Source organism: Alkalihalobacillus bogoriensis ATCC BAA-922 (assembly GCF_000621445.1).
GTDB lineage: Bacteria > Bacillota > Bacilli > Bacillales > Bacillaceae_F > Bacillus_AO > Bacillus_AO bogoriense.
Genome location: NZ_KK211280.1, coordinates 1 through 14,354, shown reverse-complemented (window position 1 = coordinate 14,354; position 14,354 = coordinate 1). Strand labels below are relative to the sequence as shown.

The 14,354-nt window shown below is 36.5% G+C and carries 15 protein-coding genes and 1 rRNA gene; 9 read left to right on the top strand and 7 right to left on the bottom strand.

What is annotated here, in order from left to right:
• Window positions 1–277 precede the first annotated feature (277 nt).
• Window positions 278–1,462, top strand: coding sequence for a competence protein CoiA (locus tag T323_RS27545; protein ID WP_035179785.1), 1,185 nt, complete (start codon window positions 278–280; stop codon window positions 1,460–1,462).
• Window positions 1,463–1,564: 102 nt separating this feature from the next.
• Entirely contained in the window at window positions 1,565–3,382 is a 1,818-nt protein-coding gene (pepF, locus tag T323_RS0122985; protein ID WP_026675374.1) for an oligoendopeptidase F, read from the top strand.
• Between the two features lie 88 nt (window positions 3,383–3,470).
• Here pepF and T323_RS27540 read toward each other — a convergent pair whose 3' ends face one another.
• From T323_RS27540 to T323_RS0122970, 3 genes are all read right to left on the bottom strand, one after another.
• Window positions 3,471–3,650: a hypothetical protein gene (locus T323_RS27540; RefSeq protein WP_035179780.1), complete on the bottom strand. Its 180-nt coding sequence runs from the start codon at window positions 3,648–3,650 to the stop codon at window positions 3,471–3,473.
• Between the two features lie 76 nt (window positions 3,651–3,726).
• Entirely contained in the window at window positions 3,727–4,638 is a 912-nt protein-coding gene (locus T323_RS0122975) for a ClpXP adapter SpxH family protein (RefSeq protein WP_026675373.1), read from the bottom strand.
• A gap of 3 nt (window positions 4,639–4,641) precedes the next feature.
• Window positions 4,642–5,046, bottom strand: coding sequence for a globin domain-containing protein (locus T323_RS0122970; RefSeq protein WP_026675372.1), 405 nt, complete (start codon window positions 5,044–5,046; stop codon window positions 4,642–4,644).
• 177 nt (window positions 5,047–5,223) lie between these two features.
• On the opposite strand from T323_RS0122970, the gene T323_RS0122965 reads away from it, so the two are divergent.
• A complete protein-coding gene (locus T323_RS0122965; RefSeq protein ID WP_026675371.1) occupies window positions 5,224–5,580 on the top strand; it encodes a (2Fe-2S) ferredoxin domain-containing protein in 357 nt (118 codons plus the stop codon).
• 81 nt (window positions 5,581–5,661) lie between these two features.
• Here the strand turns inward: T323_RS0122965 and T323_RS0122960 are convergent, their stop codons facing one another.
• A complete protein-coding gene (locus tag T323_RS0122960; RefSeq protein ID WP_035179778.1) occupies window positions 5,662–6,303 on the bottom strand; it encodes a lytic transglycosylase domain-containing protein in 642 nt (213 codons plus the stop codon).
• A gap of 84 nt (window positions 6,304–6,387) precedes the next feature.
• Entirely contained in the window at window positions 6,388–6,969 is a 582-nt protein-coding gene (locus T323_RS0122955) for a CYTH domain-containing protein (protein ID WP_026675369.1), read from the bottom strand.
• A 163-nt stretch (window positions 6,970–7,132) separates the two neighbouring features.
• Between T323_RS0122955 and T323_RS0122950 the strand changes: the two genes are divergently transcribed.
• From T323_RS0122950 to T323_RS0122935, 4 genes are read left to right on the top strand one after another with little or no spacing between them, the layout of a single operon-like run.
• Entirely contained in the window at window positions 7,133–7,498 is a 366-nt protein-coding gene (locus T323_RS0122950; RefSeq protein WP_035179814.1) for a UPF0738 family protein, read from the top strand.
• A gap of 43 nt (window positions 7,499–7,541) precedes the next feature.
• On the top strand, window positions 7,542–8,168 hold the full coding sequence (gene yjbM, locus T323_RS0122945) for a GTP diphosphokinase (protein WP_026675367.1): 627 nt from the start codon (window positions 7,542–7,544) through the stop codon (window positions 8,166–8,168).
• A 25-nt stretch (window positions 8,169–8,193) separates the two neighbouring features.
• Window positions 8,194–8,988: an NAD kinase gene (locus tag T323_RS0122940; protein WP_026675366.1), complete on the top strand. Its 795-nt coding sequence runs from the start codon at window positions 8,194–8,196 to the stop codon at window positions 8,986–8,988.
• Window positions 8,989–8,991: 3 nt separating this feature from the next.
• Window positions 8,992–9,882, top strand: coding sequence for an RluA family pseudouridine synthase (locus tag T323_RS0122935; protein WP_035179775.1), 891 nt, complete (start codon window positions 8,992–8,994; stop codon window positions 9,880–9,882).
• 173 nt (window positions 9,883–10,055) lie between these two features.
• Here T323_RS0122935 and T323_RS0122930 read toward each other — a convergent pair whose 3' ends face one another.
• Together T323_RS0122930 and prpE are read right to left on the bottom strand one after the other, a co-directional pair.
• Window positions 10,056–10,493, bottom strand: a complete 438-nt coding sequence (locus tag T323_RS0122930) for a hypothetical protein (RefSeq protein WP_026675364.1) — start codon at window positions 10,491–10,493, stop codon at window positions 10,056–10,058.
• A gap of 21 nt (window positions 10,494–10,514) precedes the next feature.
• Window positions 10,515–11,255 (bottom strand): bis(5'-nucleosyl)-tetraphosphatase PrpE, encoded by a 741-nt coding sequence (prpE, locus tag T323_RS0122925; RefSeq protein ID WP_026675363.1) that lies wholly within the window; start codon window positions 11,253–11,255, stop codon window positions 10,515–10,517.
• Window positions 11,256–11,470: 215 nt separating this feature from the next.
• Here prpE and T323_RS0122920 point away from each other — a divergent pair, with 215 nt between their 5' ends.
• Together T323_RS0122920 and T323_RS0122915 are read left to right on the top strand one after the other, a co-directional pair.
• A complete protein-coding gene (locus T323_RS0122920; protein ID WP_026675362.1) occupies window positions 11,471–13,531 on the top strand; it encodes a cation:proton antiporter domain-containing protein in 2,061 nt (686 codons plus the stop codon).
• Window positions 13,532–14,072: 541 nt separating this feature from the next.
• Window positions 14,073–14,354 (top strand): 16S ribosomal RNA (locus T323_RS0122915); the annotation flags it as partial.

Genomic DNA, 14,354 nt, shown 5'->3' with positions numbered 1-14,354 from the left:
AATTATAAAATTTTTGGTCTAGCAGCGAAGCTCTGAAAGCTTATTCAAGAAGAGCGAAGGCTACGCACCTGCGCGTTTCACCCCAAGAAGAGCATTTGTGGTTCACTGTTAAAAGCGGGCAGGGCTCCGCACTTCGCTTGAAACGAAAAGACACTCTGCGTTTTTCTTAAAATAATGCTTTACTTATGGTAAAAAAATTTACGAAATCTTTAAAAGGAGAAAGGCGGAGAGTGAAGAAAGAAACTAAGGTATGAAAATGTAGAAAGGAGCGTGCACGGTGCTAACTGCGTTAGATGAAAAAGGTAAAATACTCTCTCTTGCTGAAAAATGGGATAAATCGGATCTATTTCAATTACGGAAAAAGCAGCGTTTCTATTGTCCTATATGTAAACAACAAGTTGATTTAAAGCTTGGTGAACGACGGCAATGGCATTTCGCACATACAAAGGAAACATGCTCTTATGAGTCAGAACCTGAATCCATCTACCACAGAGAAGGGAAATTACAATTACATGTTTGGCTAAAAAGTCAGCCACATTGCAAAACATGGCTTGAACCATATTTATCATCGATTCACCAACGCCCAGATGTTTTTCTTCAGTTACACAATCGGTATTATGCGATAGAATATCAATGCTCAAGTCTTCATGAAACATTATTTTTAAAAAGGACAACAACGTATTTACGCCATTCTATTGTTCCTATTTGGATATTAGGCGGAAATCGTCTCCGAAGAAAATCAACTAATACCTTTTTGCTCTATCCGTTTGAGTGGCTTTGCTCTTATACCTCATTTTCGTATCCTACCCTTATCTATTACTGTTCAAGTACAAAACAGATTAGTGTGTTGTCTGGAATGGTTTCTTGTTCAACTCAAAAAGTGTTAGCGACAGTTTTGTTTGAACAATTAGAACAAATGTCTGTTCCCCAACTTCTTTCCCCTTTGGAAAATACCCCTATCTTTTCAGCATGGTTAGATCAAAAAAAACATTGGCGTTACCAAGTTCGGCCTTTTAAAAGTAAGACTCAGGTTTATTTTGAACTGTTTTGTATGAAGCGAACATGTTCTTCCTTTCTTTTTCCGATTGAAGCTGGATGGCCGACTCCGAATCTCCATTGGATTGAAACACCCCCTTATATTTGGCAAAGTTGGGTTTTACTTGAATCCATTATGTCTCAACCAAAACATTCCCCCTTTCATTTCGAAACGATTGCCCATACATTTCAAACGATGGTAAATAACGATATTTTCTTTGTTCGTCCTATTATCCTACAAAAAGGAAACTATAAAATAGCTCTTAAATCATATGTTGAATTTTTAGTAAAAATAGGTCTGCTACAAATGAAAAATGAGAAATATTATCGCATACAAGATGTCACACTTCCATGTTCGATTGAGGAAGCAAATAAGCTAGATGCAAATTTATATACTTTACATTTTGAGTCCCTAAATAAATTTTAAGAAATTATTATGAAGTTAAAGGAATGAAACCTCTTATCGCGAACGTATATTAATAAGGACAATGTTCCTGATGAAAGAGAGACATACTAGGAGGTGCTTTTTTTGACAATAAAAGCGACAAAAACATTACCAAAGCGTGAGGAGATTCCTGTTGAAAAAACGTGGGATTTACAAGCGATATACGAAAATGGCGGTGAATGGGAAAGAGAATTTAATGCTATTAAAGATTTACTCCCAAAAATCAAAGAGTATCAAGGGAAGTTAGACAGTTCATCAAAAGTGTTATTTGATGCGTTACAACAATCAGATGAAATCTCATTAAAGCTAGGAAAACTTTATACATATGCTCATATGAGAAATGACCAAGATACAACAAATTCATTTTACCAAGGTTTACATGACAGAGCAGCAAGCTTAGCGGCTCAAGTTGCTCAAGCGGCTTCTTTTATGACACCAGAAATTTTAGCAATTCCTGAAGAGAAAATTGCGGAATTTTTAAAGGAAAACCATGGTTTACGTTTATACGAACATATGTTGGATCAAGTAGCGAAACAACGTCCACATGTTTTAACGGAATCAGAAGAATCCATTTTAGCTCAAGCAAGTGAAGTAACGAGTTCACCAAGTAACACATTTGGGATGTTAAATAACGCAGACATTAAATTTCCGACTGTTACCGATGAGAACGGTGAAGAAATTGAAATTACGCATGGACGTTTTATTACATTCCTTGAGTCAAGTAATCGCCAAGTTAGAGAAGATGCGTTTAAAGCCGTGTATGAAACGTATGGAAAGTATAAAAATACGTTTGCAAGTACATTAAGTGGCCAAGTGAAACGTGATTTATTTTATGCGAATGTACGAAAGTATGACTCAGCAAGACATGCCGCGTTAAGTAAAAATGATATTCCTGAGATTGTATACGACCAATTAGTAGAAACGGTAAATAAAAACTTACATTTATTGCACCGCTATGTAAAACTACGAAAAAAAATACTAGGTGTTGAAGAATTGCATATGTATGATCTTTACACACCGTTAGTCAAAGATGTAAAAATGGAAATTCCGTATGAAAAAGCAAAACAATTAGTTGTGGATGGTGTAGCTCCTCTTGGTGAAGAATATGTAAATATTATTAAACAAGGTTACGACAATCGTTGGATTGATGTTGAAGAAAATGTAGGAAAACGAAGTGGTGCGTATTCTTCTGGGGCATATGGAACAATGCCATATATTTTAATGAACTGGCAAAATAATGTGAATAATTTATTTACACTTGCTCATGAGTTAGGCCATTCTTTGCATAGTTATTATACTCGTGCGACACAACCATACCCATATGGTGATTATACAATTTTCGTTGCAGAAGTCGCTTCTACATTAAACGAAGCCTTGTTAAACGACCATTTATTAAAAATTACAACAGACAAACAAGAAAAGCTGTATTTACTCAATCATTTTCTAGAAGGGTTTAGAGGCACTGTCTTTAGACAAACAATGTTTGCTGAATTTGAACAAAAGATTCATGAAATGGCAGCAGCTGGGGAGTCTTTAACAGCAGATTTACTAACGAAAACATATTATGATTTAAATGTGAAATACTTTGGAAGTGACATTATCATTGACGAAGAAATCGGTCTGGAATGGATGCGGATCCCACATTTTTATTATAATTTTTATGTGTATCAATATGCGACGGGATATAGTGCTGCTACTGCGTTATCGAAACAAATTTTAGAAGAAGGCGAAGAAGCAGTGAAACGTTATATTAGCTTTATTAAAGCGGGTAGTTCCGATTATCCAATTGAAGTATTGAAAAAAGCAGGTGTTGATATGACATCAGCTGAACCAATCCAAGAAGCATGCTCAGTGTTTGAAAAAACATTGGATGAAATGGAGAAACTTCTTTCAGAACAATAAAAAAAGATGAGGAGTGGTTACTCCTCATCAAGCTGTCGATTTAAGTGTCGGCAGCTTTTTTCCATGTTTGTTTTTCGCTTCAGACTTTCTAGTGAAATCCTCGGAACTTCTTTCTTTCGTTAAACATTTTAATTGTAAACATAATCGCCCCAAATAAAAGCGGACCTGCAATAAAGAGAGGAAACAAGTTCATTAAAGCTAAAATGAAAAAATAATAACACACAATTGTCATGGCGATTCCTAAATAGATTAAGATACGCTGGGCCATATCCTCACCTCAATGAACATACACTTTGTACAATTGTATGACCATGTCACTCATTTATGAATGGATTTAAATGTAATTAACCATTATAACGCCAAAACGTACCATATTTGACAGGGAGTCTTTCTACTTTTTGTTCAAGTAAAAGACGGCGTAACCGTCGCTCGGCTTCTTCTATTGAAATATCAAAAACAACCGAAACTTCTTTTGTAGCGACACAATTATATTTTGCTAAAAATTGAAGTAATGTCATTGATTCATCTCGCTTTGGTTCAAAACCTAACATTTCCCTTATAATATGAACGTAAACCTCATAAGGATAAACGCCAACTACCTTTACACCGTCTTCTTCTACATTGTCATTAAAGAAAACAAAGGTAGGAGAAAAATCGATTCCCATTTCTTTTGTCATTTTTACATCACATTGCAAGGCTTTAATTGCACTTTCAGAATGCAAGTCTTGAGTAAACTCAGTGACATCTAGCTTTGCTTCGGTGGCACATTGAAGTAAGACCGCTTCTTTAGATACATTTTTTTTATTTAAAAATAAATACTCACGTAGTTTCCGTAAAAACCGAAATCCAGCTTGTTTCCCTTGCATCTCAGCTGCTTTAATTGCAAGTGAAACTGTATAAGCAGAGCCAACCGGGTCTTCTAGCCAAACGTCACCATCACAGCTCATTCCTGTTCGGTTCGCTGTTTTTTCCCATATTTCAGCTAAGTTTTCTAACGAGGAAACTTTATTTAATTTCGCTTGATTATAGTTCCAAGCTTCTAAGCGTCCGGCTACAAAATATTTAATATGAAAATAACGTCCGAATTCAATTTGTAGTTTTTTTAGTATGGGTTCAAATGCCCAACACTCTGGACATAAAGGGTCAATAAATGTATAGATTTCTAACGGCTTATTACATGACATCTCTGATGGCTCGCTTGGTCCACACCAACCTTGTTGAGAATCACAAGCTGAATTGTTTTTATGTGAAGACAAAGGTTACCCTCCTTCCGTCCCGGCTTCATTCGGATGATTTACCATATGATGAGCTGTCATTGTCAATCTAGCAAATAATTGGTCACGTAATGGACCATAAAATTGTACTTCATCCATTGCATCACTCATACAAGATAACCAAGCTTCGGCTCCTTTTGGAGTAATGCGAAACGGCATATGTCTCGCTCTAAGCATAGGGTGTCCATGTTCATCAGAATAAATAGTTGGACCACCTAAAAATTGAGTTAAAAATTGTTTTTGTTTCCGAGCAGTTTCCGTCAAATCCTCAGGGAAAAGAGGAGCAAGCTCTGGATGTGATTTTACATTTTTGTAAAAGGTGTCAACTAATTTATCAAGAAAAGCATGCCCACCAATTGCCTCATAAGGTGTTTGTTGAGGACCTTCCATCATTTGATTCTCCTTTGCCTAACTGAAGAAATAGACCATTGTTAACAATGGTTACGTTTATTTTAGCAATCTATATGAAGAACAGCAAATTATCTGTTTCATATTGCCGTTTCCAATTTGTTGTACTATGATGATGTAAGAAAGATTACGCTTTACAAAAAAATGGGAGTGTGAATGATGGCGACTTGGGATTTGGAAGAAACAAAACATCATATATTCATTTGTAACGGAAGCAGTTGCATGAAAAAAGGTGGGGAAGAGGTTACTCAAGCGATTCGAGATACGATTGCAGAGCATAAATTAGACCGAGTTATTCATACAACAAGGACGCGCTGCAATGGCAGGTGTGAAAATGCCTGTGTAACGATATTATATCCTGAAGGAACATGGTTTAAAGACGTAACCCCTGAAATTGGAAAGAAAATCATAACGGAATATATTATTAAAGAAAACAAAAATATCAACGAAGTGTTGTATACATATGAAGACCACTTTAAGCTTCAGCCTGGAAATAGTGAAGGGAAAAAGAAATAACGTATCGGTCTTGTAGTCCGTTATTTCAAGAACAAAGAAAAAAAGCTGTCGATAATAGGGCTCGACAGCTTTTTAATACAGTTACGCATTCATAAAATTTTTTAAAACAGCGGGAACATATTTTTGTGTTTCTCTAAATGGTGGGATCCCTCCGAATTTATCAACATTCCCTGGACCTGCGTTGTATGCGGCTAAAGCAAGACGAACATCTCCGTTATACTTGTCCAACATTTGGCGTAAATATTTCGTTCCACCCTCAATATTTTGTGCTGGGTCATACACATTTGTCACGCCTAGGAAACGAGCAGTTCCGGGCATTAATTGCATTAATCCTGCTGCACCTGCATGACTTTTCGCGTTCGGATTAAAATTCGATTCTTGCTTAATAACAGCAGAGATTAAATTTGGATCTACTCCATGTTTCTTTGCTGCAGCTTGTATAAGGTCATCATATTGAGATGGATTTTTCTTAGATAAAGCAGGTGTTTGTCCAACAACAGACGCTTTTAACTGCTGTTCGGTTTCTAGTTGTAGGGATGGATGTAGAAATAAGCTCATATTTCGAGTCGGAGCTTGTTGAATTCCACTTAATTTCCCTAGCTCTTCTTGCATAAAGGAAGAAAAAAACGATTGAAATGGTGATGCTTGATTATTTCTATTAGTTCGTAGTTGCTGAATCGCACTCATTTCTGCAATTTGATGTAGCATTGAAATGTTGTTCATAGTTTTCCTCCATTTATCATATACTCCTATTCATTATATAGAAAGAAAGGAAAATGGACAATGGAGTTTTTTGTTAAAAGTATTCTAGCGTTGCTCAGCTTTTGCTTTAAAGAAGCGTGCAATTTTATTATCAGTGTCCCGTTTCGGAATATTAAATTCCTTTAATAAAGCTCCAAATGTCGATTCCACTTTATCTTCTTCTTCACCTTCGTATTCCAATTCATAATCAATAATAGATAAATAAGAACTTTCATCAAATACGAGAGTGCCTCCTTTATAATCGATTTCTGCTCGTGATGTTGTTAATGTTCCAAGGAGAATAAACGTGTTCGTTGTCACGCCAAGTTCCCTCAATTGGTTTGCAACATCACCATTTGGAATAATCCCAGTTGCTAGTATATAATCCTTCGTTTGTTTATCGATCGATTGGTGTGTTTCTAGTTTTCCGACCTCATGAGGTTGTTTTAAAGTCAATATAAATTTATGTTGTTTTTCTCGAATGCGAAGAGCAGATTGTTTTTCTTTTAAGTCAAAATGAGCGGTGTCAAAATAATGGTTGTGTTGAACGTGGAAATCTTGTTTTTTTAATTGGAAAGAAGAACAAAGGTGAACGAATTCATCTTTTGTGACGAGGTTTTTAGCTTCGATTTCAATCTCTTTTGTCATCGGGAAAAAAACTCCTTTTTGTTTGAATTGTTCCTATTATGACATGGAAAGAGCAACATGAAAAGGCAGAATATAAGAGGTTGGTGTCTGTTATTATTTCTTATTGAAACGTAAGTTATGGTAAACTATAGGAGGATTAGAGTATGGAGTGGGGGATGTAATTATGGTAAGACTTGAAGTGATTAAAGCAGAGTTACTTGAAAATCGACTAGAGTTCACAATCGAAGAGTCAAATGTGCACTCATTAAAGCCTGGACAAAGAATGTTAGTCGATTCCGATGAACTGGCATTTATATATATTTTAGAAAGTGAAGACGAATATGTTTATATTAGCGTTCGTGAACCGTTATGGCGTCAAGTAAAGGAAGCCTTAGAGGAGGAAAAGCAAGTGTTTATTAAAATAAATGAAAAAGAAGAGGTAGAAGCTGTTGCTTTCCAAGATGAACTTGAATATTTACTATCAAATATTGAAGATAATAGTAATTACGGAGAAAAAATGACGTCAGCAGTTGCGGCGGTTTTTCAATAAACCACATAAGTAGAGAATAGAGAATATGATTGGGTGTGGTGATATGAACAATTGGGATACTATGTTATCTCCTTATAAACAGGCTGTGGAAGAGTTAAAAGTGAAACTTAGAGGAATACGAGAACAATACCAAAAGTCATCGAAACATACACCAATTGAATTTGTTACAGGACGTGTAAAGCCGGTTTCAAGTATTTTAGATAAAGCTAAGAGAAAAAATATTCCTTTAGATCGTCTTGAAGAAGAAATGCAAGATTTGGCGGGACTTCGCATTGTTACACAATTTGTTGAAGATATTTCAACGGTTGTGTCACTCATTCGGTCGCGAACTGACTTTGTTATTGTAGAAGAACGTGATTACGTTATTGAACAGAAAGAGAGTGGTTACCGTTCTTATCATATTGTATTACGGTACCCGGTAGAAACAATAAGTGGACGAAGGATGATCCTTGTCGAGTTACAAATTCGAACATTAGCTATGAATTTTTGGGCTACAATTGAACATTCATTGAATTATAAATATCGAGGAGAAATTCCAGAGGATATTAAACTTCGGTTAAAACGCGCAGCTGAAGCGGCATTTCAACTTGATGAAGAGGTTTCTCAAATACGAGGGGAAGTTCGAGAAGCTCAACAAATCATTACGAGGAAACAAGAGCAACAACATTAATGTGATAAAGGATGGATTTTGTTCTATGAAGTATGCGGTTCGATCAAGAGGAGATCAGGTATCTAATGCACTTCGAGAAAAAATAAAAACATATTTACAAGAATTCGGATTAACGTACGATGACATCGAACCAGCAATTGTCATCACGGTTGGAGGAGATGGAACACTTCTTCATGCGTTCCACTATTATAAACACCGCCTCGAAGATACTGCATTTGTAGGAATTCACACGGGACACTTAGGGTTTTATGCAGATTGGATGCCGGAAGAAGTAGAAAAGTTGGTTATTCACATTGCGAAAACCCCGTATCAAATTGTAGAGTATCCATTACTTGAAGTAGTTATTCGGCATCATGGGGACAGTGATTGTGAAAATTATCTTGCTTTAAATGAATGTACGGTAAAAACTCTTGAAGGGTCCCTTGTTTGTGATGTGGATATTAAAGGGGATAATTTTGAAACGTTTCGGGGAGATGGCTTATGCATTTCTACACCTTCAGGAAGTACAGCATATAATAAAGCGTTAGGTGGGGCGATTTTACATCCATCCTTAGCGTCTATTCAAGTTTCGGAAATGGCTTCTATTAATAATCGTGTGTACCGTACAGTTGGATCACCTCTTGTATTACCTCAACATCATACTTGTTTATTAAAGCCGTTAAATGATGTGGACTTAAAAATTACCATCGATCATTTATCACTTGTTCATACAAAAGTGAAATCAATTCAATGTAGAGTTTCAGAAGAGAAAGTTCGTTTTGCGAGATTCCGACCATTTCCGTTTTGGAAACGAGTAAAAGAATCATTTGTTGGAGAATAAAAAATGGTGAACTTCTCTTGGAAAGTTACTACAAAAGAACAGGGACTCCTCCTTCGAGAATTTCTTCGAGAGGAAAAAGCGATTTCAAAAGGAGCATTAGCTGATATCAAGTATAAAGGGGGAAATATCGCGGTTAATGGCATTGAAACGACTGTTCGAAAAAAGCTACAAGCTGGAGATACGGTTACAATAAAATTCCCACCTGAACAACGGAGCCCTACTTTACTTTCTGAAAACATAGACATTCAAATCGTTTACGAAGATGACTATTTTCTTGTTGTAAACAAACAAGCAGGTATGCCAACGATTCCTTCATGGATGTATCCATCTAAAACATTAGCAAATGCAGTATTAGGTTATTATGATCAACACAACATTGATTCTACTTTTCATGCGGTAAATCGATTAGATAAAGATACGTCAGGCTTAGTGTTAATAGCAAAGCATCGTTATGCCCATGATTTAATGAGTACTCAACAAAAACAAGGACATATACAGCGGGTGTACTTTGCTGTTGTCCATGGAAAATTAATTCAAAAGGAATTTCAAATCAATGCAAAAATTGGCAGGAAAGATGGTAGTATCATAGAAAGGGAAGTTCGGGAAGATGGACAACACGCGCTAACAAATGTCGTTGTCCGTAAAGCAGATAAGGACCACTCTGTTGTAGAAGTAAAGTTATCGACGGGGAGAACACATCAGATTCGTGTTCACTTTTCATCTATTGGTCATCCTTTACTTGGCGATGATTTATATGGGGGAACCCTTGAAAAGATTCAGCGGCAAGCGTTACATAGTTGGAAAATGCGCTTTCTTCATCCTTTTACGAAAGAAGAGATTGAACTAGAACAACATCCCCCTCAAGATATTCAAAGAGCAATAGAACAAGAATAACCGATTGCTGGTCATAAAAACATAAATCTATGAATTAAACGCTAACATTTTACGTCATTTCTTCTGTGACTTTACAAATAGGTCAATTCATAGGAAATTCCTTGCATTTGTTATCTGTTTTTAGCATACAAAAACCTGTTGGTATCATCAACAGGTTTCTTTATTATTGACAGTTATTCCTCTTTTTCGATCTGATTAATAAAATAGCGTGTAGCTTCCTCACCGTTTTTATCATAAACAATCACTTCAATGGCATTTTCAAGGTCTTCGAGTTGGACCGTCTCATCATACTCAAAGGTTTCGGAGATTAAATAACCACTTTGTGCGCTTATCGTAAATGACATTGGAGTATGATCCCGATTATCAATTACAATCGTATCTGTCCCTAAAAATGACCGCAATTCATCATGATGAACAATAAAGTTTAAAAATAACTCACCAGATGGAAGAGTACTCGTATTCATTACGCGAGTATAAATAGTAAATAATTGGCGTTCTTCATCGATAATAATCCGGCTTTCCTCGAGGTCACCTTCAATGGCGACTTGTGGACCACAACTGATGAGGATGAAACTGGATAAAAACAAGAAAGTTAACATGATTTTTTTCATATCATCACCTACTTATATTAATTACGTATCAAAGGAGCGGAACTTTTCAGGGACATACTCTTGTGACGAAGGAACGGAAACGATCTTCATTTCAGGGTATTGTAATGCAGTTAATTGTCCACCAAATACACAACCGGTGTCAATATTTACGGTTTGGTTAATGAATCGTGGTTGTGTAACAGGGGTGTGTCCATAAACAATGAGAGCTTGTCCATCATATTTAGTGGCCCAATCTCTTCGAACGGGAGTCCCATCTTTATTTGTTTCTCCTGTAATGTCTCCATATAAAACAAAGGTTTTTACTTTTTTGTCATGACGACCGATATAATCAGAGCGAATTCCAGCATGAGCAATAATTAATTTTCCTTCATCTAAAACGGCGTAAAGCGGTGTGTTTTCAACAAGTTGTCGAAATGATGAAGAGATCTCTTGTTTTGTCTCTTTAGTAAGGAAACTTAGTTCTTCCACTGTTGTTTCTAATCCGTGTGTAATTTGAACCTTCCTGCCAAGAAAATAGCGATACAGCTTATCGCAATGATTACCGCGAACATAAATCGCTTTATTTTGTTTGACAAGAGCACAAACGGTCTTGATCACTCCGACTGAATTTGGTCCACGGTCTGTTAAGTCTCCAACAAAGGCTAATAAACGATTGTCACGGTGGATCGGAATGCCATTACTCCAGTCATAACCAAGTTTTTCTGTAAGAAGTTTAAATTCATCGTAACAGCCATGGATATCACCAATAATATCATAAGTCATTATTATCCGTCCTTTCAAAAGGAATATAAGGATACAAACAAGAAGATCTTAGCATACTGAAATGAGTTTGCAAAAAAATGACAAGTGGGTTTTGTTGTCATATTTAGGCCTGTACAATAACTATTCTAAACAGAGGACATCTTTTTGTGTGATAGTTGAGAGAGTGCTATAATGATTTTTATATTTTTTATACGATAAAAGAAAGGAGACCTACTATGATCGACCAACCGGTTACAAATCCAGTTCTAATCTTTGCTATTGCAATGGTTATTTTCCTCATAGCTCCCATCATTATGGTCCGATTAAAATTACCCGGGATTATTGGTTTAATTTTGGCTGGTGTTGTTATTGGCCCAAATGGAATAGGACTCCTTGATCGTGATCCTACTATTGTATTATTAGGAACTGTTGGGTTACTATATATCATCTTTATTGCAGGATTAGAAATTGATTTAGAAGGATTTCGCAAGTATCGCAGACGAAGTATTATTTTTGGGTCTTTATCTTTTTTTATACCTTGTATATTAGGAACGGGTTTAGGCTTTGCGCTAGGTTATTCGGTAGAAGCTTCATTATTATTAGGATCGTTGTTAGGGTCACATACACTATTGGCATATCCTATCGCAAGCCGTTTAGGTATATCGAAAAACCAGGCGGTGACCACAACGGTCGGTGGAACGATTATGACAGATACGTTTGCATTATTGTTTCTAGCTGTCATCGCGGCCTCATTACAAGGAGACTTATCGCCAATCTTTTGGGTTCAAATGCTTGTTTCACTTAGTGTATATGTGCTGTTAGTTTTAGTTATTATTCCGAGGTTAGCAAAACTGTTTTTTCGGAATATTAGTGAAGGCTCGACAGAATTCATTTTTGTTATGGCAATTTTATTTGTGACAGCTTTTTTTGCGACTGTTGTTGGGTTAGAGCCGATTATCGGTGCCTTTTTAGCTGGTCTTTGTTTAAACCGTTACATAGTAGACCAAAGTCCGTTAATGAATCGAATTAAGTTTGTAGGAAATGCGTTGTTTATCCCGTTTTTTTTATTGTCCGTAGGAATGCTAATGGATATTCAAGTGCTATTGCAACAACCGGAAGCTTGGATTTTAGCGGCTGGTATTGTCGTGTTCGTTCAATTTGGAAAATATATGGCTGCTTGGATTAGCGGGCAGATGAACGGATATTCAAAAGAAGAAATTAAGTTAATGTTTGGTTTATCTGTCCCACAAGCTGTGGCGACATTAGCTGCGACATTAGTTGGTTTTGAGTTAGGGTTATTTAACAGCGCCACAGTAAATGCGGTTATCGTTATGATTTTAGTAACATGTATTGTTGGGCCATATATGGTTGAAAAATATAGTAGAACGATTTCGATTGCAGAAGAACAAAAACCGTATAAGCCTAATCAGCTACAAGAAAGAATTCTAATTCCGCTAGCGAACCCTAAGACGATGGAGTCATTACTTGATTTGGCTTTTGTGTTAAGAGGGCAAAGTCAAGAGCCACTATACCCGTTAACGGTTGTACAAAAAGGAAATGGGACGTCAGAAAGCAAAGTCGCTGAGGCGGAAAAAATGCTCGGCCATGCTGTCACCTATGCAGCAGGTGCACAAATTCCAATTCAATTATTAACAAGGGTCGATCAAAATATTTCAAGAGGAGTCGTTCGAGCAATTGAAGAAACTCGAATTTCAACGATTATTATAGGATGGAATGGGAAGTTATCCACACCGCAGATGATTTTTGGAGGAATTCTTGATCAATTACTTGAGCGTACAAATGAAATGGTTCTCGTATCGAAACTAGGGCATCCATTAAATACGACTAAACGGATTATTGTTGTTTTGCCCCCAGGCGTAAACCATAAAACAGGTTTTTTTGAAGCAGTTCGAAAAATAAAAACGATTGCTTTTGGTATCGGTGCGTCTATCTATGCATTTGTAATGAAAGATAATAGCGGTCAATATGAAACTGTGTTCCAAGAAATAAAACCTGATGTCACATCAAAGTTTGTAACGATGAATACATGGTCAGAATTACTGGAAAATGTGTTATTAATGTTAAAAAACGATGATTTAGTTGTTGTTGTAAGTGCGAGACGAGGTACGATTGCATGGCATCCTCAATTAGAGCGGTTGCCTCGAGAGTTATCAAAGGCCGTTCCAGAAAGCTTTATTATGATATATCCTCAAGAAACAGAAGAATATGATATGAGAGGTGCTAGAGGAACAGCAGTCCCAAGAACATATTTGCCATATGGGCAATATGAAGATTAAAAAGAAGAAAAAGTTCGGAAAGGTTGTAACTAAACCTTTCCGAACTTTTTTGTTTTTTCATGTTTAGGACAAATTCAGTATCGGGGATAAAGAAACTACAGCGAAAAATCATACCATCTACATTTAGATAAATTGCTAAATGATTTGTTTCCAATATTTGTAGTGGTGCTAACTATTGTATCTTTAAAACTAAAATGTTATATTATTTCTTGTCGCTTAAAGCGACATCCGATTAGAGGAACAAAATATCATCTAAATATTCTAGTTTATTTCCAGTAATTAGTTGTTGATATAGTGAAAGACAAAATGGTAAGATAATATTTGCCGCTTTAAGCGAACAACACTTTTTACAATGTTCCAACAATGAAATAAACATTTTACCAAAAAAAAGTAGTTGCAATGAATGTAGAAAAGATGGTATGATTTAATTCTGTCGCTGTTTGACAGCCGGTGTCTGACACCCCAATAGCTCTTTGAAAACTGAACAGAAAAAAGCCAAGCGAATGAAATGAAATGATTATTTTGAGCTATATCAAACACTTTTATGGAGAGTTTGATCCTGGCTCAGGACGAACGCTGGCGGCGTGCCTAATACATGCAAGTCGAGCGGACTTCATGAGAGAACTTGTTCTCTTTTGATGTTAGCGGCGGACGGGTGAGTAACACGTGGGCAACCTGCCCTGTAGACTGGGATAACATCGAGAAATCGGTGCTAATACCGGATAATAGATGGAATTGCATAATTCCATTTTAAAAGATGGCTCCGGCTATCACTACAGGATGGGCCCGCGGCGCATTAGCTAGTTGGTAAGGTAACGGCTTA

Coding starts and splice junctions, on each gene's coding strand:
- T323_RS0122955 (WP_026675369.1), bottom strand. CDS start 6,969: ATGACAAAAGAGATTGAAATCGAAGCTAAAAACCTCGTCACAAAAGAT.
- T323_RS0122950 (WP_035179814.1), top strand. CDS start 7,133: ATGGTAAGACTTGAAGTGATTAAAGCAGAGTTACTTGAAAATCGACTA.
- T323_RS0122940 (WP_026675366.1), top strand. CDS start 8,194: ATGAAGTATGCGGTTCGATCAAGAGGAGATCAGGTATCTAATGCACTT.
- T323_RS0122930 (WP_026675364.1), bottom strand. CDS start 10,493: ATGAAAAAAATCATGTTAACTTTCTTGTTTTTATCCAGTTTCATCCTC.
- T323_RS27540 (WP_035179780.1), bottom strand. CDS start 3,650: ATGGCCCAGCGTATCTTAATCTATTTAGGAATCGCCATGACAATTGTG.
- prpE (WP_026675363.1), bottom strand. CDS start 11,255: ATGACTTATGATATTATTGGTGATATCCATGGCTGTTACGATGAATTT.
- yjbM (WP_026675367.1), top strand. CDS start 7,542: ATGAACAATTGGGATACTATGTTATCTCCTTATAAACAGGCTGTGGAA.
- T323_RS0122960 (WP_035179778.1), bottom strand. CDS start 6,303: ATGAACAACATTTCAATGCTACATCAAATTGCAGAAATGAGTGCGATT.
- T323_RS0122920 (WP_026675362.1), top strand. CDS start 11,471: ATGATCGACCAACCGGTTACAAATCCAGTTCTAATCTTTGCTATTGCA.
- T323_RS0122965 (WP_026675371.1), top strand. CDS start 5,224: ATGGCGACTTGGGATTTGGAAGAAACAAAACATCATATATTCATTTGT.
- T323_RS0122970 (WP_026675372.1), bottom strand. CDS start 5,046: ATGGAAGGTCCTCAACAAACACCTTATGAGGCAATTGGTGGGCATGCT.
- T323_RS0122935 (WP_035179775.1), top strand. CDS start 8,992: ATGGTGAACTTCTCTTGGAAAGTTACTACAAAAGAACAGGGACTCCTC.